The following is a 20,282-nucleotide window of genomic DNA, read 5'->3' as shown; positions in this document are numbered from 1 at the left end:
CGGCATGCCATTTGAACCACTTATCACCGCTGTGATTGAAACGTCACTGAATACACTGATCAAAGACGACCCTGCATTGGGCCGTCGTTTAGCGCGTCTAAAAGGTCAAGTTATTCAAGTTCACCTGAAAGAGATCAATAAAACACTGACATTCGTTTTTAGTCAGCAAATTGATGTGCTCGGTCATTACGAAGGGCAGCCTAACTGCTATCTATCGCTCAACTTGAGTGTGTTACCAGAGCTGCGCGATCAGGCCAACATCACTCGTCTTATTAAACAAGATAAACTTGAACTCGAAGGCGATATTCAATTGGCGCAGAAATTCTCTCAGTTGATGGTGGATTGCAAACCAGATGTTGAAGAGTGGTTGTCTCGCGTGACTGGCGATGTCGCCGCACATACCTTTGTGCAAGGTTCAAAAAACATCGGCAACTTTCTTGCGTCTCAAGCAGAAAAACACCAGCGTCATCTTGCGCAAGTAGTGACTGAAGAATGGAAACTGGCTCCCGCTCCGTTAGAAGTGGCCTATTTTTGCGACCAAGTTGATGAGGTTCGCAGCCAGGCTTCTCGCATTGAAGCTCGTTTAACGGCTTTGCTGAATAAGCTGGATGCAGATAAGCCTGCATTGGAGAAACCATGACGCCAGCAGAACTAAAGCGCTTATACCACATCGCCAAAGTACAACTGGAATACGGCTTAGATGAGCTGCTTCCCGATCACCAACTGACCAAAGCGCCGCTTTTACTGCGCAAAAGCTTGTTTTGGATTAAGAACAAGCACCCAGAAAAACCACTCGGTGAACGTCTGCGTTTAGCACTGCAAGAGCTGGGGCCGGTTTGGATTAAGTTCGGTCAGATGATGTCGACGCGCCGTGACTTATTTCCTCCGCATATCGCTGATCCCCTAGCTTTACTTCAAGACCAAGTCGCTCCTTTTGATGGCGAGTTGGCAAAAAAGCAGATGGAGCAAGCATTAGGTGGTCCGTTAGAAAAATGGTTTACCGAGTTTGATATCAAACCACTGGCGTCTGCGTCGATTGCTCAGGTACATACTGCGCGCATAAAAGACACTAACCAAGAAGTGGTATTAAAGGTTATCCGCCCAGATATTCGCCCAGTCATTGATTCAGATCTAAAACTGATGCACCGAATGGCGCGTATAGTCGCCGGAGCGATGCCTGAAGCACGTCGTTTAAAACCAGTTGAAGTCGTGCGTGAGTACGAGAAAACCCTGCTTGATGAACTCGACTTGCGACGTGAGGCGGCGAATGCCATTCAGTTGCGCCGCAACTTTGAGGGCAGCGAAGAATTGTATGTTCCTGAAGTTTTTCCCGACTTCAGTAATGAAACTGTCATGGTTTCTGAGCGAATATATGGCATTCAAGTCTCTGATATTGAAGGCTTGAAAGCAAATGGCACCAATATGAAATTGCTCGCGGAACGCGGTGTGAGTGTGTTCTTCACTCAGGTGTTCCGAGACAGCTTTTTTCATGCCGATATGCATCCGGGTAATGTGTTCGTCAAACCCGAACATCCAGAGAACCCAATGTGGATAGGGCTAGATTGCGGAATCGTTGGTACACTTAATAGCGAAGACAAGCGTTATCTGGCGGAAAACTTCCTGGCGTTTTTCAATCGTGACTACCGCCGAGTGGCGGAGTTACATGTGGATTCAGGTTGGGTGCCTGCGGATACCAATGTCGATGAGTTTGAGTTCGCGATTCGCATTGTGTGTGAGCCTATTTTTGCTAAGCCATTGTGCGAAATCTCCTTTGGTTATGTGTTGTTGAATTTGTTCAACACGGCACGTCGATTCAATATGGAGGTTCAGCCACAACTTGTACTGTTGCAAAAAACGCTGTTGTACGTGGAAGGGCTTGGTAGGCAGCTATATCCTCAACTTGATTTGTGGGAGACCGCAAAACCATTCCTGGAAGAATGGATGATGAATCAAGTTGGGCCGCAAGCTCTAGTGAATGCGATTAAAGACCGCGCACCATTTTGGGCAGAGAAATTACCTGAACTGCCAGAGCTACTTTACGATAGCCTGAAACAAGGTAAAGCGATGAATCAACGTATGGATCAGCTTTATCAAGGGTATCGCCAGAGCAAGCGCCAGCAGGCGACAGGAAAGTTTTTTTTTGGCGTTGGCGCGACTTTAGTCGTATGCTCGGCAATATTGGTGAACGATGCTTTTGAGCAGCTTTCGTTGGCCTGCGGTATCGCAGGTGTCACATTTTGGCTGCTTAGTTGGCGAGCTTATCGTCAATAGACGTTAAACTCTTGAAATATTTTTGTTTGTTTAAAGACCCGAGGTAAAGAGAATGGGTGGTATCAGTGTTTGGCAACTTCTAATCATTGCTGTAATTGTTGTATTGCTATTCGGAACAAAGAAACTACGCGGTATCGGTGGCGATCTGGGTGGTGCCGTTAAGGGCTTCAAAAAAGCGATGAGCGAAGATGAACCTGCGAAAAATGACAAAGACGCAGACTTCGAACCAAAAAGTCTAGAAGAGCAGCAGAAAAAAGAAGCTGCTCCTGAAACGAAAAAAGACAAAGAGCAGGCGTAAAACGTGTTTGATATCGGTTTTTGGGAACTGGTATTAATATCTGTTGTTGGTCTGGTCGTTCTTGGGCCGGAGCGTTTGCCTCATGCTATTCGCAGCGTGTCTCGCTTTATCGGTGCCGCTAAGAGTATGGCAAATAGCGTCAAAGACGAATTGTCACACGAGCTGAAAGTCCAAGAGCTGCAAGAAAACTTGCGCAAAGCAGAACAAATGGGGATGGATGATTTGTCCCCTGAGTTGAAATCTTCAGTTGAAGAGTTGAAGAAGGCAGCGCAATCTGTAAATCGTCCTTACGCAAAGAACACCGATTCAGAGGCTGAGCCTGTAAAAACAGAGCCAGCAGCAGAAAAGGTAGAGAAAGCGCAAGAGAGCAAGGTTACAGCGGCAGATAAGAAAGCCGAATAGTCTCATTAGGAGGAGCTACTAGTGATTGGTAGCTCCTTTTTGATCTGGTTTTTAATAAGAGGTTTGCCATGTCTACCGTCGAGCAGACACAACCTTTAATTAGTCATTTGTTGGAGCTTCGCAACCGACTACTGCGCTCAATTTTGGCAGTGTTGGTGGTGTTTGTCGGACTAATTTATTTCTCTAACCACATTTACGAGTTTGTTTCCGCACCTTTAGTAGAGCGTCTACCTGAAGGCGCAACCATGATTGCTACGGATGTGGCTTCACCCTTTTTCACGCCACTGAAGTTGACGTTAATCGCTTCGGTATTTATTGCGGTGCCGTTTATCTTGTATCAAGTGTGGGCATTTGTAGCGCCAGGTTTGTACAAGCATGAACGTCGATTGATCATGCCACTGCTGTTCTCTAGTTCGCTATTGTTCTACTGTGGAGTGGCATTTGCCTACTTCGTGGTATTTCCATTGGTGTTTGGCTTCTTTACCGCCATCTCTCTTGGTGGAGTAGAGTTTGCAACTGATATCTCGAGTTATCTCGACTTTGTGCTGGCGCTATTTATGGCGTTTGGTATCGCATTCGAGGTGCCTGTTGCGATTATTTTGTTGTGTTGGACTGGGGCCACTACACCAGAAGATTTAAGACAGAAACGTCCTTATATTATAGTGGCTGCGTTTGTCGTAGGTATGGTGTTAACGCCACCAGACATGATCTCGCAAACCTTACTCGCTATTCCGATGTGTTTACTGTTTGAAGTCGGTTTGTTCTTCGCGCGTTTTTATACTCGTCGAAGCGAAGAAGTAGAAGCGGAAACCGAAGAATAAGGCTAATCTAGATGTGAAAAGCGGCTCAATTGAGCCGCTTTTTTTTGCGGTTGGTTTTTTCTTGGGCTAATTACTTAACTTTCATGACGTAACCACATTTTGTGCATACGTATACTTCCTTGATGCCCAGCAGCTTTTGAAAAAAACTGCGCGGTACGCGTTGTAAGTAAGCACCATGTGTACACACTTCAATTTCCATATTCATGCTGTTTTACATTTGCGCTAATTAATGGGCGTAAATCAGTATAGAAAAATAATGTGTCGAGTTGTCGACAGTTTTGCAAAGCGGACGAAGTAAAGTGACGATATGAGAAGTAAGTAGAGTTGCTAGTTAATTATTATGTTTATCAATAATTTTGTATGGATTGTTCTACTATTTCAACGGGTTGAATCGTTCATTCAATAGTTTAGGTGATAAAAAAGCGACGTTGATTTCGTCGCTTTTTTCAATTCTCGTGAACTAAATATTAAACAGCTTTTTGGCATTCTCAGTCGTTATGGCATCGATGGTTGCGATGTCGACATCACGCAAGTCGGCAACACGTTGTGCAACGAGAGAAGTGTAGGCTGGTTCATTACGTTTACCACGGTGTGGCACCGGCGCTAAATATGGACAGTCGGTTTCTAAAATGACCCACTGCATATCCAAATGTGGAATGACTTTATCCATCCCGCCATTCTTAAAGGTTGATACGCCACCTAAGCCTAAGTGGAAGCCTAGCTCATTGATTGCTTGTGCTTCTTCTAAGCCGCCTCCAAAACAGTGGAATACACCACGCAGACGACCATCTTGCTCTTGTTGCAGCAAAGTGAGTGTTTCTCCAATCGAATCACGAGTGTGGATAACGACCGGTAAATCCATCTCTTTTGCCCAGTTAAGTTGAGCTACGAACGCCATTTCTTGCTCAGCACGATAGGTTTTATCCCAATATAGGTCGATACCGATTTCGCCCACCGCAATAAACTTGTGTTTCTCAAACCAACCGCGGATGATCTCCAACGTTTGTTCAACGTTGTTATCCACATAGCAAGGGTGCAGCCCCATCATTGAGTGGCATACGTCAGGATATGCCGCTTCGGTTTTTAGCATGGGCTCAATTGAGTCCAGATCGATGTTTGGCAACAGGATTTTATTAATGCCTTGCGTTAAGGCGCGTTGTACTACTTCATCGCGGTCGTTATCAAATTCGCTAGCATAGATGTGCGCGTGGGTATCGATCATCGTTACTCTCTGTGCTTCATGGTTGGTTTCGTATTCGAAGTATACTTGAGTGTGAGTGCTGGGTCATTTTCAGTTTTTTTCATTACCTTTTTCCAGATTGTCACTCGCAACATGCATCAAGAGTGATATGATTTTGTTCACCAGATGATTTGATCATCATAACCGTCCAGACAAGGAGAAAATGGTGTCTGTATCAATTCAAGGTCCATTCCCTGCACGCCGTATGCGTCGTTTACGTAAGCACGATTTTAGTCGTCGTTTGATGGCTGAGAACCAACTTTCTGTTAATGATCTGATTTACCCAATGTTCATTCTTATGGGTAAAGATCGTCGTGAGAGCGTGGAGTCCATGCCGGGTGTAGAGCGTTTGTCGATTGATTTAATGCTAGAAGAAGCACAATACCTTGCAAATCTAGGCGTTCCAGCAATCGCGCTTTTCCCTGTCGTAAACCAAGACGCTAAAAGCTTATGTGCTACTGAAGCCTACAACCCAGAAGGTTTGGTTCAGCGAGCAGTACGAGCGCTTAAAGAACACATTCCTCAAATTGGTGTAATCACCGACGTGGCACTCGACCCATTCACGACACATGGCCAAGACGGCATCATCGATGAAGATGGCTACGTAATGAATGATGAAACCACAGAAGTATTGGTTAAGCAGGCTTTGTCTCATGCAGAAGCGGGTGCTGACGTAGTCGCGCCTTCAGACATGATGGATGGCCGAATTGGTAAGATCCGCGAAGCATTAGAAAACGCGGGCTACATTCATACTCAAATCATGGCTTACTCGGCTAAGTACGCATCGAACTACTACGGACCATTCCGTGATGCGGTTGGCTCTTCTTCAAATCTAAAAGGCGGCAACAAGAAAAACTACCAAATGGACCCAGCAAACATTGATGAAGCGATTCACGAAGTGGCGCTAGACATCAATGAAGGTGCGGACATGGTGATGGTTAAACCTGGTATGCCATACTTAGATGTAGTTCGCCGAGTAAAAACTGAACTTCAAGTACCGACATTTGCTTATCAAGTCTCTGGCGAGTACGCGATGCATAAAGCGGCGATCATGAATGGCTGGCTCAAAGAGCGTGAAATTGTGATGGAATCACTATTGTGCTTCAAACGTGCAGGTGCAGATGGCATCTTAACGTACTTTGCGAAAGACGTTGCTGAGTGGTTGGCAGAAGAGAATGCACAAACTGCTCAACACCTAAATCGTACTCCGGAAGCGACAGAAGAGTAATTATCGCTCAGTGAGAAATACCAGACCAACAAGAGTTGTTCGTCTGTATATACCCAAGTAACCTCAGGCGGATTACAACAGTAACAATCCAAGGTGCTTGGGTATTTTTATTTTGGAGAAGAGAACAATGACAATGCTGATTCGTGAAGGCACATTGGAAGAAGCACTTCAAGTTGTGGCGCGTGTTACCGAGTTTTCGAAAGGAGAAACGGTAGACTCCATGACTCAACGTTTAGAAGAGAAAAACAGTTTAATCCTCGTTGCAGAAAAAAATGGCACGTTTGTCGGCTTCAAAATAGGTTACGAATTAGAGGATGGTGTTTTCTATAGCTGGTTAGGTGGTGTTGTCCCTGAAGCTCGAAATGAAGGCGTGGCACAACTGCTTTTGGAAGCTCAAGAGGATTGGGTGGCAGAACAAGGCTACAACACATTAAAAGTGAAATCTCGAAACCAGTTTCCGGCTATGCTTCGCTTGTTATTGAGAAATGGCTATATAATTGAAAAGTTTGAAGAAAAAGTAAATCTTCGAGAATCTCGAGTGCATTTCATTAAAGCAATGTGAAAATAAATGAGATTTTTTCTCATTTAACTGTTGACTACGAAATGAGAATCATTATTATTAAACCTGTCTTAGGGAATGAGGAAAGTTCACAAGGACGTTGAGTGACTTATTAACAGAAGTTAATTAACTGAAAGTTGAGAAGTGATGAAACATTTTTCCGAGAACTTGCACGAATTCTTTTTGACACGACATTGCTCACATTGCTTCCAGTGTAATTTATAGCTTCTTGGTTAAGCTGCTCTATTTACAGAATTTGCTTTACCACTTCTGCTAGGCGACCCCATTCGGGTCGCTTTTTTCTTTTCTACGATTTCTATTTGACGTCACTATTAATATCTTTTCCACATGCGATGATCATTTTAGGATCGTTGATCTTCTCGCCGTTATGCGAATTTGTTGTTATTAATCAATGGTTTGGGTTGGTGTTTTCTTGTGTTTTTTGTTATTGGATAACCAGTGGATAATTTCTATAAACAGAGTTATCCACAGGAGGTGGTGTTTTCGTGAATAAAGTCGGAAAAATTTACGCGACCTAGATCGAGCGAACAAGATAGATTCAGATCAGCAGTCATGGCATCCTAGGCAGATCTCTCAAGTACTGAATTGGATACAGACAATTATGGCAAGTATTCCTGAAAATCCGTTGATCCTTATCGACGGCTCTTCTTACCTATATCGCGCTTTTCACGCCTACCCGGGCACCATGAGCAATGGTGAAATTCCAACTAATGCCGTTTACGGCGTCGTGAACATGTTACGCAGCATGATGCGTCAGTTTGCGTCTGAGCGCATCGCGGTGGTTTTCGATGCAAAGGGAAAAACCTTTCGTGATGATATGTATGCAGAATACAAAGCGAATCGTCCGCCAATGCCGGATGACCTGCGTTGTCAAATTGAACCATTACACAATGTTATTCGTGCAATGGGTTTGCCGCTGATCTGTGTTCCTGGCGTCGAGGCGGACGACGTCATCGGTACGTTAGCATACCAAGCATCACAAAAGGGCATGCCTGTATTGATCAGTACTGGTGATAAAGACATGGCGCAGCTAGTGGATGATAACATTACCTTGATCAACACCATGACGAACGTCGTAATGGATCGTGAAGGTGTGGTTGAAAAGTTTGGCATTCCACCTGAATTGATCATCGACTACTTAGCACTGATGGGCGATAAAGTAGATAACATTCCTGGTGTACCGGGTGTCGGTGATAAAACAGCGACCGCACTACTGCAAGGTATTGGTGGTCTGACGAAGTTGTATGAAAACCTCGATGATATTGCAGGGCTTGGTTTCCGTGGTTCTAAAACCATGGCGAAAAAGCTCATCGACAACAAAGAAAATGCCATGCTTTCGTATGAGCTCGCGACCATCAAATTGGATGTTGAGCTTGAGGAAACGCCAGAATCATTGCTGAAAGCGGAACCAAATAAAGACGAATTAGTGAAGCTGTATGGCCAACTGACGTTTAAATCTTGGTTGAATGAACTACTTGAAGGCGGTTCTGGATCTGTGGAGGCCGTAGAGCTTGCAGGATCTTCACAAGCTTCTTCTTCTCAAGCCGAGATGGAAACTTCTGCGGTAACAATCGATCGCAGCCAATATGAAACAATTCTGGATAAAGAAACCTTCAATGCTTGGCTAGATAAACTTCAAACGGCTGAGCTGTTTGCATTTGATACGGAGACCGATAACCTAGATTACATGCTAGCGAATCTAGTTGGTTTGTCATTCGCTGTCGATGAAGGTATTGCGGCTTATGTGCCAGTTGCACATGACTATTTAGATGCGCCTGAACAGCTTGATCGTGATTGGGTACTAGAACAGCTGAAGCCAATTCTTGAAGATGCAGCGAAAGCAAAAGTCGGTCAAAACTTAAAGTATGATGCGTCTGTACTCGCTCGTTACGACATTGAGCTAAAAGGTATTAAGCACGACACGATGTTGGAATCGTATATCTACAACAGTGTCGGCGGTAAACACGATATGGACAGCTTGGCGCTTCGCTTCCTACAGCACAGCTGCATTTCTTTTGAGCAAATTGCAGGTAAAGGCAAAAATCAGCTTACGTTTAACCAAATCGAACTGGAACAAGCATCGCCATACGCGGCAGAAGATGCGGATGTGACCCTTCGTCTGCACAATCGCTTGTTTGCTAATATCGAGCAGGATGAAAGCCTGAAGACAGTTTACGAAGAGATTGAAATGCCGTTGGTGCCAGTTCTTTCGCGCATTGAACGCACTGGGGTCTTTATCGATGAAATGAAGCTGAGTGCGCAGTCGGTCGAGATTACCGCTCGCCTTGATGAGCTTGAAAAGAAAGCGTACGAAATTGCAGAGCAAGAGTTTAACATGAACTCGCCAAAGCAATTACAAGCCATCCTATTTGAAAAAATGGGTTTACCGGTTGTGAAGAAAACGCCATCAGGCACACCATCGACGAATGAAGAAGTTCTGCAAGAACTCGCGCTAGACTACCCACTACCAAAACTGATTTTGGAATACCGTGGTTTGGCGAAGCTAAAATCAACTTACACCGACAAACTGCCGAAGATGATCAACCCATCAACGGGGCGCGTGCATACTTCTTACCACCAAGCAGTGACTGCAACGGGTCGTCTATCTTCTACTGATCCGAACTTACAGAACATTCCAATTCGTAACGAAGCTGGCCGTCGTATTCGTCAAGCGTTTGTCGCGCCATCAGGGCATAAAATCTTAGCGGTCGACTACTCGCAAATCGAACTGCGCATCATGGCGCACCTTTCTGGCGACCAAGCTTTATTGAATGCATTCCGTGATGGCAAAGATATCCACGCGGCAACCGCAGCAGAAATCATGGGTGTTTCTATTGAGGACGTTTCAAGTGAGCAACGTCGTCGTGCGAAAGCGGTTAATTTCGGTCTTATTTACGGCATGAGTGCGTTTGGTTTGGCGAAGCAATTAGGCATTCCTCGTGGTGAGGCTCAAGCGTACATGGATACATACTTTGAACGTTACCCAGGCGTGATGCAGTACATGGAAGACACACGCAGCACAGCAGCAGATAAAGGGTATGTTGAAACGATTTTTGGTCGACGTTTGCATTTGCCAGAAATCAAATCGCGCAACGGGATGCGTCGTAAAGCTGCTGAACGTGCGGCAATCAACGCACCAATGCAAGGTACGGCAGCGGACATCATTAAGAAAGCGATGCTGTTGGTTGATCAGTGGATTCAGGAAGAAGGCAATGGTCGTGTGAAGTTATTAATGCAAGTACACGATGAATTGGTCTTTGAAGTTGAAGAGTTATCATTGTCCGAAATTGAAAGTAAAGTACAGAAATTGATGGAATCTGCAGCAGAGCTAAAAGTACCGTTGGTTGCAGAAGCAGGTCACGGTGATAACTGGGATCAAGCTCATTAGTCACTTTTAGACCAAAATAACCAATTAATTATGAGCCAGCGCACAAACGCTGGCTTTTTTTTGAGATTAAAAAAGCTAGCGCAAAGTTAACTTTGATGTTGCTTAATAAAAATTTCATGAAAAAAAACTACAAAAATTCTTTGCAATTCTGACCAATTGTTGTACATTAATACTCGTAGGGTACAGAGGTAAGATGTTCTATCTTTCAGACCTTTTGTTTCACGTTATTGGATTAGGCTGATTCAGCCGCCCCAGTCAGTTTTTGACTGGGGCGTTTTTTATTGGGCGAAAGAAAATTATTCTTTTGGATCAGAAGCTTAAAGTTAGCCTTCAAAAACCTTCTTTTTTGACCTTTCTAAGTCACTGCAAAATCTCGATTTTTCCTTCAAATTTATTGCGTTATTCATCCTGTAAATTTACGCCAGTCACACTATTATTTTTTCTTGAAAGAAACTAAGTTACATCTTTTTGAAGATTTGCTTGGCTTAACTGTCTGAATTGTAACGCTATTGGGTGTTTTTGGAGTGAATGTTTGGTGATACACAGGAAACAAGAGCGCTTTTTAACCTATTGAAATCGAATCTCAGTTCAGCAATGCTTCGTCACATAACAATAATTACCAATTTTTCTCTCCCGTTATCCCTGCCAGGAAGGCGGGGATTTTTATTGCCTGTTATTTAGTTCAGATAAACAAAAGCCCCACCAAATGGCAGGGCCGTGTCGAAGAAATTTAACAAATATTGTTAATTATTCTTCATCGCTCGCTGGTATCTCTTGTTCGTCTTCTTCTATCAGGTGTGCTAGTGCTGGTGCAAACCAGGTATCCAGTTTTGCACGTAGCTGATCGACACCTAATCCTTTCAGTGAAGAGAACACATCAACAGAAACGTCACCACCGAAAGTTTCTACTTGCTTACGAACTTTCAGTAGAGTTTGTTTGCGTGCACCACTTTTTAGTTTATCTGCTTTGGTTAGCAAAACTTGCACAGGAATGTGGCTATCGATGGCCCAGAAAATCATTTGTTGGTCGAGATCTTTCATTGGATGACGAATGTCCATTAGAACCACTAAGCCTTTTAGGCACTCGCGTTTCTGTAGGTATTCACCCAAAGATTTCTGCCATTTGTTTTTCATCTCTACCGGTACTTGAGCAAAACCGTATCCAGGTAGATCGACAATGTGACAACCTTCTTCTACTTTGAAAAGGTTGATTAATTGCGTACGACCAGGTGTCTTTGATGTCTTGGCTAAGCTTTTTTGATTAGTTAGACGGTTAAGTGCACTCGATTTACCAGCGTTTGAGCGTCCTGCAAACGCAATTTCGACACCTTCGTCTTCCGGCAGGTGACGAATATCGGGTGCGCTGGTGATGAAATGCGTATTTTGGTAATGAATTTTTACGCTCACTGTTAACTCCATCTCGACTTTGTGTAGTCGATTGATTACTTTTTTGTGAAAATGTGTAAAATAACCGTGCTCGGCATAAGGTCGCCTATTGTACCATGAGTGTACGCGGTATGTTCACATTCCGTGGTACTGGAAGCTTGATAATTATAATGGAATGTCATGAAGAAATTAGCGCTAATTTTGAGTCTTTTAGCCAGTTGCTCAGTATGGGCCCAAGGTAATATTGAGGCTGGTAAAGCAAAATCACAAACCTGTGTCGCCTGTCACGGAGCAGATGGCAACAGTGCAATAACAACGTACCCGAAACTCGCAGGCCAACACGCTAAGTATCTTGAGAAGCAGTTAAAAGAACTTAAGCTAGGCATGACAAGTGGTGGTAAACAAGGTCGTTACGATCCTGTAATGAGTGGTATGGCAATGCCACTGAGCGATGAAGATATCGCAGACCTATCTGCTTACTACGCTTCGCTACCAGTTTCAGAAAACTCAACACCTGAAGATGTAGTAGCAAAAGGCAAAACGCTTTATACCGCTGGTGATGCCGAGCGTGGCCTAACCGCATGTATTGCATGTCATGGTCCTCGTGGCAATGGTACTGAGCTTTCAGGTTTCCCGAAAATTTCTGGTCAGCATGCTGACTACATCAAAGCTCAGCTAGAAAAATTCCGTGATGGCGACCGTGGTAATGATATGAATGCCATGATGCGCGACATCGCGAAGAAAATGACAGACGAAGATATCGAAGTGCTGTCTAAATACGTTGGCGGTCTGCACTAATATACCTAAATCGCTCAAGAACCTGCATCTTGAGCTGGTTGGGTAGATGTCCCTACATCGTTCGAGCAACTTGTACAAAAATGCCCTAGTGAATCCACTAGGGCATTTTTGTTCGTGACAGATATCACAGTCGAGTTTGGATGCGAAAGCGATAGTTGGCTCGGCAGTTTGTGAGACATTTGCCATACTTGATGTTGGCTTTTTCTTGTTAGTGTTTTTAAGTTTTTGATTAAATGATAATTTTGATTTTTTAGAAAAATAGGCGGATTATTTTTTCAACCCATTACTTGTGAGCATAACGGGATGGCGTAAAGTAGAAGTCGTTCACAGGGAGTGAATGTAAGGATTTAAGACCACGGTTTAGGTCTCCAAGGATGTAGCTCGGATGCTTGGTGATTTAGAAAGGGATTTAGATAGGTAGGGAGCCTATCAGATAAGGATGGTCATCTCGTCTGACGGTTAAGACAGTGAAACGGATCAGGCACAGGAAGTTGCTCAGTAGACAGGAAGTAAACGGATAGCCAAAATTCATCAGGAAGATGAAAAACAACTCTTTTTGGCAGGGAAAGCTCTAAAAACAAAGGGATCATTGGTGCACCAAATGTGTGCAACACAGTTTCGCCAATTGATGGCACTTAGAAAGCGACAGTCTGACTGTCGCTTTTTTTATATCCGTTGACTTGCTCAGTCGTAACTTGAATTGATATTACTGCACTTATTTAGCTTTATAGGTTGTAAACAAAGTTTTTTAACAAAAATTGCTGAAAAAATACTCAACAACACTCCAATCCGAGTTCACTTTCTGGTATGTTTCGCATCCCTGTTTGAGGAAGTCAGCATGCATACCTGTCCTTTATGCCAAAATCAGCGCACTCACCATTATTTTGAAGATAAGCGTCGTGAATATCTTCAATGTGAGCAGTGCAGCTTGGTATTCGTAAATCCAGACCAACGTTTGGATGCGGAAAGCGAAAAAGCTCACTATGATTTGCATGAGAACAACCCCGATGATTTGGGTTACCGACGCTTTTTGTCGCGTATTACTGACCCGATCACAGAGCGAATTTCTCCACAATCAAATGGTATCGACTTTGGTTGTGGTCCTGGCCCAACGCTCTCCTTGATGCTGGAAGAGGCGGGGCACAACATGGCGTTGTACGATCTCTACTACCACCCTGATACGTCGGTTTTAGAAAAAACGTACGACTTCATGACAGCAACAGAGGTGATAGAGCACCTCTACCACCCAGATTTGGTGTGGAAGCAATGGTTGAATTTAGTTAAGCCAGGGGGCTGGATAGGCCTGATGACGAAAATGGTCATCGACGTGGAGGCTTTCAAATCATGGCATTATAAGAACGATCTCACTCACGTAGTGTTCTTTAGTCGTGACACGTTCCAGTTCCTAGCAGAGCGGGATAAGCTCGAACTCGAATTTATTGGTAATGATGTAATTTTACTGAGGAAACCCCAGTAATGAGCCGTAGTAAAAAATCTAGAAAACCGGGTGCCGCTGGTGCACCTGAGTTTGTTGTAACTCGTAACCGTACAGAATCTGATGTGGAAGGCCGCTTACGCAAGCGTGCTAAAAAGCGTAAAGGTCTGAAAACGGGTAACCGTAACTCAGAAGTTAACGAGCAGAAAAAGCAAGCTGCTGCACAAAATCGCGACCCGCGCTTAGGCAGCAAAAAGAAAATACCTCTGATTGTTGAACCTGCGAAGAAAATGACGAAGCAAGAGCGTCGTTTGTCGGCAGAGCAAGAACTAGAGATGCTAGAAAATGACGCGCAATTGAACGTGTTGCTAGACCGTATTGAAGCGGGTGAAAACCTGGGCACAGGTCTACAGAAATTCGTCGATGAGAAACTCGATCGCATTGAGAAGCTAATGGACCAACTAGGTTTGTTGGAACCTGAAGAAGAGGAAGACTTCACTGCACCTGCTGAGAAAAGCACGCGCAACGATGATGACTTGCTGGCAGATTTCGACGACATTAATTTCGACGACTATAAAGGATAATTAAGCTATGAATGTAACCTTATTAGCTATTGCTGGTGTTGTGATTATCATCGCACTCGCTTCTTATGCAGGTTACCTTCTGCTTCAATTGAAAAAGCAAAAGGAATTGCAGCTGAAGCATCAAAAATTGGCGATAGACAAACGTAACGCCAACATTTTTGAGAATGTGCATACCTTGTGTCAGGCGGGCATTCAAGGGCAGTGCGATTTATCTGAAATCAGTATCCGTGTGTATAACATCATGGATTATGTACAAGGTGAAGACCGCGTTGATTTCGATAAAACGTACCCTGCGATTTCTGAGCTTTACCACATAGTGAAAGATATGGCGCGTGGCGAAGAACGCCAACAACTTGCCAAGAAAGAGCGTATGCAACAGAACTTGACGCGTCATAAAGCGGAAAGCCGCCTCACTGATGCGATTATTGAGGAGCTCAAAGTGTTGCAGAAAAACGTCCAGCCACTGAATAATCAAATCAATATTCAGATGATTTAAGCGCGACCCCCAATAGTCTCCTTATGACTAATGGGGGTATCGTGATCACGCTAGCACTTCTTTAGTTTTATACTTAAAAAGCCAGTCGGCGTTGCCACGCTTGTCATCGTCGTATGGCAAAATAGCGGCTCTGAATATCGGGTGACGGCTTTCGTTGCCCTAGCATTTAACGGAAAGTACCACCATGTCGAATCAACACACTGAATCGAAACAGCAAATCGTCTGGGATCAAGCGGTATTGGATAAGTACAACTATTCCGGGCCTCGTTATACGTCGTACCCAACGGCGCTGGAGTTTCATGAAGCGTTCACCATTTCTGATTATGATATGGCATGCACTCAATACCCAGAACGCCCATTATCGCTGTACGTACACATTCCGTTCTGTCACAAGCTTTGTTACTACTGTGGATGTAATAAAGTCATTACACGCCATTCGCACAAAGCGGATGAATACCTCGACGTGCTTGAACACGAAATTCGTCAACGTGCTGCATTACTTGTTGGTCGCACCGTGACGCAATTGCATTTTGGTGGTGGTACACCGACGTTTCTCTCTGAAAAGCAAATCACGCGTGTAATGAGCCTGCTACGCCAAGAGTTTACTTTTAGCAGCGATGCTGAAATCAGTATCGAGGTTGACCCGCGTGAAATCGAGCTGACCATGCTGGATCATCTGCGTAGTGAAGGCTTCAATCGCTTGAGCATCGGTGTTCAGGACTTCAACAAAGAAGTGCAAAAGCTAGTGAATCGTGAGCAAGATGAAGAGTTCATCGTTGCGATGGTTGCGCGCGCAAAAGAGTTAGGCTTTCGTTCGACGAACCTAGATTTGATTTACGGTTTACCGAAGCAGACCAAAGAATCTTTTGCCAAGACTCTAGAACAAGTACTAGAGATGCAGCCGGGCCGTCTATCCGTGTTTAACTACGCGCACATGCCACAGCTATTTGCAGCGCAGCGTAAGATTAAAGACGAAGATCTGCCAAAGGCAGAAGAGAAGATGGCAATTCTGCAAGACACCATCGCGACACTGACTGGTGCTGGCTACCAATTTATCGGTATGGACCACTTTGCTTTGCCGGACGATGAACTTGCTGTTGCCCAGCGCGAAGGTATTTTGCATCGCAATTTCCAAGGCTACACCACACAAGGTGAATGTGACTTGGTTGGCTTTGGTGTTTCTGCAATCTCGATGATCGGCGATACGTACGCGCAAAACCAGAAAGAGCTGAAGAAATACTACGCTCAAGTCAACGAACTTCGTCACGCTCTGTGGAAAGGGGTCTCGCTGGACTCTGATGATTTGCTCCGTCGCGAAGTGATTAAGCAGCTGATTTGTAACTTCAAATTAGACAAGAAAGCCATTGAGTCTGAGTTTAAAGTGAGGTTTGAACAGTACTTTAAAGAAGATTTGCAGCTACTTCAGACCTTTATTAACGATGAGCTAGTAGAAGTGGATGATAATGAAATTCGTGTGACGCTGCGAGGTCGTTTATTGATCCGTAATATTTGTATGAGCTTCGATAAATACCTACGAGCAAAGGCACGTCAGCAACAGTTCTCTCGTGTTATTTAATCCGAGATACAGATTCAAGATATAAAAAATGCCAGCAGATGCTGGCATTTTTTTATGTTTTTGCTGGATTTAAGCGCGATCTTTTACTTTTTCTCTCAGTTCCGCTTTTTCTGCTTCTGAAAGGAATGCAATCTCAAGGCCATTGATTTGCGCTTGGCGAATCTGGTCTTGGCTCAGACCAGCGGCTGGTGCCGCTACTTCGTATTCGTATGGCAGTTCGATACCTTCAACCGCTGGATCGTCAGTGTTCAGACACGCAAGAACGCCATGCTCTAGGAACTGCTTGAGAGGGTGGTTTTCTAGCGTTTCTACCGTACTTGTTTGGTAGTTTGACGTCAGGCAAGATTCAATACCAATGCGGTTTTCTGCTAGGTAATCCATCAGTTTTGGATCGTGAATCGCTTTTACGCCGTGACCGATACGAGTTGCGCCCAGCTCATTGATTGCTTGCCACATGCTCTCTGCACCTGCTGCTTCACCAGCATGGACCGTTACCCCAAGGCCAGCATCGCGTACTTGCTTGAAGTGAGACACAAAGCGATCACCCGGTTGGCCTAGCTCGTCACCCGCAAGGTCGACGGCAACGATGTGATCTTTCTGGCTCAGAATGCCGTCCAGTTCTTGTTGACATGCGTCAGTGCCAAATGTGCGACTCATGATACCGATCAGGTTGGCTTTCACGCCAAAATCGCGCATACCCGCTTGCACACCGTCCACGACGGCTTCAACAACCCCCGCTACTGGTAGTTTGTGTTTCATCGCCATGTAGTAAGGAGAGAAACGCAGCTCTGCGTAATCGATTTGTGCGTTTAGCGCGTCTTCTACGTTTTCGTACGCGACACGACGACATGCATCTAGATCGCCCAGTACAGCAACACCCCAGTCGAGCTTAGAAAGGAAAGCAACAAGAGAGGGTTCCGCTTCGACAATTTGAACGTGAGGAGTGAGAGACTCAATATCGTACGCTGGTAGGGCAATGCCAAACTTTTGGCCTAGCTCAAGAATCGTTTTAGTACGAATGTTACCGTCGAGGTGACGGTGCAAATCAGTAAGAGGAAGGTTCTTTGTTATCATTTTGTCGATCCGGATAGTTATGAACTGGAACAGGGCCCAAACATCATCTGTGACAATACATGGGTAAGATTTGCAGTTAAGTATAAATAACAGTTGGGTAGATTGTCAGTAGAGGATGACTAGGAAATCAACGATTCTCGCTCTTTTCTACTTCATGTTCACCAAATGTGTTGGCCATTCTTCTAGTGGCATAGGGTGGCTGTAATAGAAGCCTTGCACCTGATTACAGCCTAAAGAGCGCAGTAATTGTGCTTGATTGCTATCCTCGACACCTTCCGCGACGACATTAGTTTTGAGACCTGCTGTGATATTGATGACGGCAGCGACGACTGAACTGTTTAAGTTTTCTTGTGTGAGTTGATTGATGAAGGTGCGATCAATCTTCAAGCAGGTAAACGGCAGAGAGTGGAGGTAACCCAGTGATGAGTAGCCGGTGCCAAAGTCATCTATCGCGATACCAATACCCATTTCACGCAGTTTAGTCATATTTTCTAGTGTTGTCGGTGCGCTATCAATGATGCGTGATTCTGTGATCTCTAGTGTGAGGTTACTTGCTGGTAATTTCGTGATATCCAATACGCTTATCACCGTATCGACAAAACTTGGGCAAGATAGTTGATTAACGGAGATATTCACATGCAGTTGGAAGTCCGACGGCCACTGTTTGCTTTCGATCGCTTGGTAAGTGTCGCGACAAGCTTGTAACAGAATCTGTTGGCCGATGGCTTTGATCATGCCGCTTTCTTCCGCGATTGGAATAAAATCTAATGGTGACACCATACCTGAGTCGCTATGCCAACGCGCCAGTGCTTCGGCGCCACACACTGTGCCACTGACGAGATCCACAATCGGTTGGTAATGAGGAATAAACTCTCGGTTTTCAATGCCAGTTTGGATCTTGGTCAGCATTTGCGTACGAAACTTTGAAGCGCTCGCTAGTTCTGGGCTGTAGTGACAAACACCAGTCAGTGAGTCTTGTTTAGCGTAACTTAATGCGATGCTGGCGTTGCGTAACCATAAAGGCATGGTTTCGTTTGGCTGGGTTTGTACAATACCAAGTGAAATCTTCATCACTACATTCTCGCCTTCCACCATAAATGGGGTGGAAAAGAGTTGCTGTAATCGACGTTCGGTTTGTTTAATTTTGGTTTCAGTGTCGACATTTGAGAGAAACACCGCGAACTCATCACCACCAATCCGAGCCAATAATGCGTTGTCACGAAACTGCTGTTTTAGCCTTTCAGCGATGCTGACCAACAACTGGTCGCCGTTGTGATGACCCACACTGTCGTTGATATCTCTAAATTTGTTGATACCAAGTAAAAATAAACTGCCGTGACAAAGATGAGACTGATTTTCACAGATTTCGACCAAACCCTGACGACTATATAAGCGTGTCAGAGAGTCATAAACCAACTGTTCACGCAATGCTTTGAATGACGCTCTTAGATTGTTCGCCATTTCATTAAAAGCATGAACCAGTACGGTTGTCTCATACACATAACCAGGCTTTGGCATGCCGCTATCCCAATCCCCATTTGCCAGGTGCTGAGCGGCGGCGGCCGTCGCGTTAATTGGTCTGGTAACTCGGTTGAAAATGATCCAACTGATGACGATCCCAAATAGGCTTACAATAATGCCAACGAGCCAGCTCTCTTGCTGGCTTTTCGGTAACAGGCCGAGAAGCTCAGACTCCGAAATGGAGGTGCCGATAAACCATGTTAAGCCGTCTTGGTCTCGATACGGGGTTAGCCGACTGAAAATACGTTGGCCATCATGTTCAAATGAAAAAGTATAAGGTTGCTTCGTGTTGTTGAGATCGAAAGACCGGACTCGGCTCGCACTGATTTTGATGATCGGGTCTGCGTTTTCAGCGGCAAGCAAACGCTGCCCTTTATCCGAAAATTTTGTGCCCCATGAGATGACGCTTCCCGGGCCTGAGTGAGCGATTAAACGATGATCTGGGTCCATGATGTAGACCGACGCTTTAGTGTTGTATTTTAACTCGCGCAGGAACTCGTTGAATGTATTGATACGAATGTCTGTCACCAAAACACCAGCAAATTGGTCGTGTTTGTACACCGGCGTCATGGCTGATAGCGTAATATCCTGGCGTTCATCAGCGTTGGTATAAATTTCAGACCAAGTGGCGTTTTGGCTCTCTGCAACGGGCTTATACCATGGGCGAGTGCGAGGATCGTATTGGGAGATAACCGTTCGAATGTTGTTACTCACATGGTTGGTTCCATAAATAACCAGATCACCATCGGTGTAGCGATCTTGCACCATTAAGGTGTAATCGTCGGAAAGCTCGCGGCGAAAGCCTGCAAAGTCGCCGTTTTCTGAACCAAATGCGATTACATCCAACTGCGGTATCGATTGGTAAAGATTTTTGAATGCACTCAGCAGGTAGTTTTGAATGTCTGAGGTATCGTGAGGGCGATAAAGGTTGTGATAGCTGACGTTGTGCGCGAGAGCCATAACCGCAGTAAAAGGCTTACGTAGATAGCTATTGAGGTGGTCGTGGACACTTTCGGTTAACACGGAAAGTTGCTTGTCACTGATATCCGTGACCACTTCTTCGTAACTTTGTTTTTGGACGTAGACAATGACACCGATCGCCAGTAAGAAGATCATGACAAATGGAATCAGAACAGCAGTACGCAGTGTAATTTGAGTCGTAGCAGTAGACATCGCCTAATCAC

At 44.7% G+C, this 20,282-nt stretch carries 17 protein-coding genes; 13 read left to right on the top strand and 4 right to left on the bottom strand.

Features of this window, described 5'->3' with window-relative positions:
- Window positions 1–4: 4 nt before the first annotated feature.
- The 5 genes from IQP38_RS02075 (at window position 5) to tatC (ending at window position 3,792) form a co-directional block, all read left to right on the top strand.
- Window positions 5–640 carry a ubiquinone biosynthesis accessory factor UbiJ gene (locus IQP38_RS02075; RefSeq protein ID WP_005379213.1) on the top strand — a complete coding sequence of 212 codons (636 nt, stop codon included), beginning with the start codon at window positions 5–7 and terminating at the stop codon, window positions 638–640.
- Window positions 637–2,271 carry a ubiquinone biosynthesis regulatory protein kinase UbiB gene (gene ubiB / locus IQP38_RS02070; protein ID WP_193837247.1) on the top strand — a complete coding sequence of 545 codons (1,635 nt, stop codon included), beginning with the start codon at window positions 637–639 and terminating at the stop codon, window positions 2,269–2,271. Before IQP38_RS02075 ends, ubiB begins: the two co-directional genes overlap by 4 nt.
- A gap of 52 nt (window positions 2,272–2,323) precedes the next feature.
- Window positions 2,324–2,569, top strand: a complete 246-nt coding sequence (tatA, locus tag IQP38_RS02065) for a Sec-independent protein translocase subunit TatA (RefSeq protein ID WP_005382958.1) — start codon at window positions 2,324–2,326, stop codon at window positions 2,567–2,569.
- A gap of 3 nt (window positions 2,570–2,572) precedes the next feature.
- Entirely contained in the window at window positions 2,573–2,971 is a 399-nt protein-coding gene (tatB, locus tag IQP38_RS02060; RefSeq protein ID WP_033905892.1) for a Sec-independent protein translocase protein TatB, read from the top strand.
- A 68-nt stretch (window positions 2,972–3,039) separates the two neighbouring features.
- Window positions 3,040–3,792 (top strand): twin-arginine translocase subunit TatC, encoded by a 753-nt coding sequence (gene tatC / locus IQP38_RS02055; protein ID WP_005379234.1) that lies wholly within the window; start codon window positions 3,040–3,042, stop codon window positions 3,790–3,792.
- Window positions 3,793–4,252: 460 nt separating this feature from the next.
- Here tatC and IQP38_RS02050 read toward each other — a convergent pair whose 3' ends face one another.
- Window positions 4,253–5,014 (bottom strand): TatD family hydrolase, encoded by a 762-nt coding sequence (locus IQP38_RS02050; protein WP_053349758.1) that lies wholly within the window; start codon window positions 5,012–5,014, stop codon window positions 4,253–4,255.
- A 184-nt stretch (window positions 5,015–5,198) separates the two neighbouring features.
- Between IQP38_RS02050 and hemB the strand changes: the two genes are divergently transcribed.
- The 3 genes from hemB to polA all read left to right on the top strand — a co-directional run bounded on the left by hemB (window position 5,199) and on the right by polA (window position 10,228).
- Window positions 5,199–6,260 carry a porphobilinogen synthase gene (hemB, locus tag IQP38_RS02045; protein WP_031777176.1) on the top strand — a complete coding sequence of 354 codons (1,062 nt, stop codon included), beginning with the start codon at window positions 5,199–5,201 and terminating at the stop codon, window positions 6,258–6,260.
- A gap of 127 nt (window positions 6,261–6,387) precedes the next feature.
- Window positions 6,388–6,822 carry a GNAT family N-acetyltransferase gene (locus tag IQP38_RS02040; RefSeq protein WP_193837246.1) on the top strand — a complete coding sequence of 145 codons (435 nt, stop codon included), beginning with the start codon at window positions 6,388–6,390 and terminating at the stop codon, window positions 6,820–6,822.
- 619 nt (window positions 6,823–7,441) lie between these two features.
- Window positions 7,442–10,228, top strand: coding sequence for a DNA polymerase I (polA, locus tag IQP38_RS02035; RefSeq protein WP_193837245.1), 2,787 nt, complete (start codon window positions 7,442–7,444; stop codon window positions 10,226–10,228).
- A 747-nt stretch (window positions 10,229–10,975) separates the two neighbouring features.
- On the opposite strand, the gene yihA is transcribed toward polA, so the two are convergent.
- Entirely contained in the window at window positions 10,976–11,635 is a 660-nt protein-coding gene (gene yihA, locus IQP38_RS02030; protein ID WP_017635019.1) for a ribosome biogenesis GTP-binding protein YihA/YsxC, read from the bottom strand.
- A gap of 159 nt (window positions 11,636–11,794) precedes the next feature.
- On the opposite strand from yihA, the gene IQP38_RS02025 reads away from it, so the two are divergent.
- The 5 genes from IQP38_RS02025 (at window position 11,795) to hemN (ending at window position 16,503) form a co-directional block, all read left to right on the top strand.
- On the top strand, window positions 11,795–12,412 hold the full coding sequence (locus IQP38_RS02025; RefSeq protein ID WP_005379248.1) for a c-type cytochrome: 618 nt from the start codon (window positions 11,795–11,797) through the stop codon (window positions 12,410–12,412).
- A gap of 838 nt (window positions 12,413–13,250) precedes the next feature.
- Window positions 13,251–13,889 carry a class I SAM-dependent methyltransferase gene (locus tag IQP38_RS02020; RefSeq protein ID WP_017821951.1) on the top strand — a complete coding sequence of 213 codons (639 nt, stop codon included), beginning with the start codon at window positions 13,251–13,253 and terminating at the stop codon, window positions 13,887–13,889.
- Entirely contained in the window at window positions 13,889–14,431 is a 543-nt protein-coding gene (gene yihI / locus IQP38_RS02015; protein ID WP_005379252.1) for a Der GTPase-activating protein YihI, read from the top strand. Before IQP38_RS02020 ends, yihI begins: the two co-directional genes overlap by 1 nt.
- Window positions 14,432–14,438: 7 nt before the next feature.
- Complete coding sequence (locus IQP38_RS02010) at window positions 14,439–14,927, top strand: DUF2489 domain-containing protein (RefSeq protein WP_005379254.1); 489 nt, start codon at window positions 14,439–14,441, stop codon at window positions 14,925–14,927.
- 184 nt (window positions 14,928–15,111) lie between these two features.
- Window positions 15,112–16,503, top strand: coding sequence for an oxygen-independent coproporphyrinogen III oxidase (gene hemN / locus IQP38_RS02005; RefSeq protein ID WP_193837244.1), 1,392 nt, complete (start codon window positions 15,112–15,114; stop codon window positions 16,501–16,503).
- 69 nt (window positions 16,504–16,572) lie between these two features.
- Here the strand turns inward: hemN and add are convergent, their stop codons facing one another.
- Both add and IQP38_RS01995 read right to left on the bottom strand, forming a co-directional pair.
- The gene (gene add, locus IQP38_RS02000) at window positions 16,573–17,577 is read right to left on the bottom strand and encodes an adenosine deaminase (RefSeq protein ID WP_005379257.1); all 1,005 of its coding nucleotides are present in this window, start codon (window positions 17,575–17,577) and stop codon (window positions 16,573–16,575) included.
- A 147-nt stretch (window positions 17,578–17,724) separates the two neighbouring features.
- Window positions 17,725–20,271 (bottom strand): EAL domain-containing protein, encoded by a 2,547-nt coding sequence (locus IQP38_RS01995; RefSeq protein ID WP_193837243.1) that lies wholly within the window; start codon window positions 20,269–20,271, stop codon window positions 17,725–17,727.
- Between the last annotated feature and the right edge of the window lie 11 nt (window positions 20,272–20,282).

The sequence above is a fragment of the Vibrio sp. OPT41 genome (assembly GCF_015163595.1).
In the GTDB taxonomy this organism is placed as follows: Bacteria; Pseudomonadota; Gammaproteobacteria; order Enterobacterales; family Vibrionaceae; genus Vibrio; species Vibrio alginolyticus.
Note: the sequence above shows the minus strand (reverse complement) of the source record. Positions and strands in the feature narration are given on the sequence as shown.

Excerpts from the sequence above, each read along its gene's own strand:
- IQP38_RS02075 (WP_005379213.1), top strand. The coding sequence starts at position 5 with ATGCCATTTGAACCACTTATCACCGCTGTGATTGAAACGTCACTGAAT.
- ubiB (WP_193837247.1), top strand. The coding sequence starts at position 637 with ATGACGCCAGCAGAACTAAAGCGCTTATACCACATCGCCAAAGTACAA.
- tatA (WP_005382958.1), top strand. The coding sequence starts at position 2,324 with ATGGGTGGTATCAGTGTTTGGCAACTTCTAATCATTGCTGTAATTGTT.
- tatC (WP_005379234.1), top strand. The coding sequence starts at position 3,040 with ATGTCTACCGTCGAGCAGACACAACCTTTAATTAGTCATTTGTTGGAG.
- IQP38_RS02050 (WP_053349758.1), bottom strand. The coding sequence starts at position 5,014 with ATGATCGATACCCACGCGCACATCTATGCTAGCGAATTTGATAACGAC.
- IQP38_RS02040 (WP_193837246.1), top strand. The coding sequence starts at position 6,388 with ATGACAATGCTGATTCGTGAAGGCACATTGGAAGAAGCACTTCAAGTT.
- polA (WP_193837245.1), top strand. The coding sequence starts at position 7,442 with ATGGCAAGTATTCCTGAAAATCCGTTGATCCTTATCGACGGCTCTTCT.
- IQP38_RS02025 (WP_005379248.1), top strand. The coding sequence starts at position 11,795 with ATGAAGAAATTAGCGCTAATTTTGAGTCTTTTAGCCAGTTGCTCAGTA.
- IQP38_RS02020 (WP_017821951.1), top strand. The coding sequence starts at position 13,251 with ATGCATACCTGTCCTTTATGCCAAAATCAGCGCACTCACCATTATTTT.
- yihI (WP_005379252.1), top strand. The coding sequence starts at position 13,889 with ATGAGCCGTAGTAAAAAATCTAGAAAACCGGGTGCCGCTGGTGCACCT.
- IQP38_RS02010 (WP_005379254.1), top strand. The coding sequence starts at position 14,439 with ATGAATGTAACCTTATTAGCTATTGCTGGTGTTGTGATTATCATCGCA.
- hemN (WP_193837244.1), top strand. The coding sequence starts at position 15,112 with ATGTCGAATCAACACACTGAATCGAAACAGCAAATCGTCTGGGATCAA.
- add (WP_005379257.1), bottom strand. The coding sequence starts at position 17,577 with ATGATAACAAAGAACCTTCCTCTTACTGATTTGCACCGTCACCTCGAC.
- IQP38_RS01995 (WP_193837243.1), bottom strand. The coding sequence starts at position 20,271 with ATGTCTACTGCTACGACTCAAATTACACTGCGTACTGCTGTTCTGATT.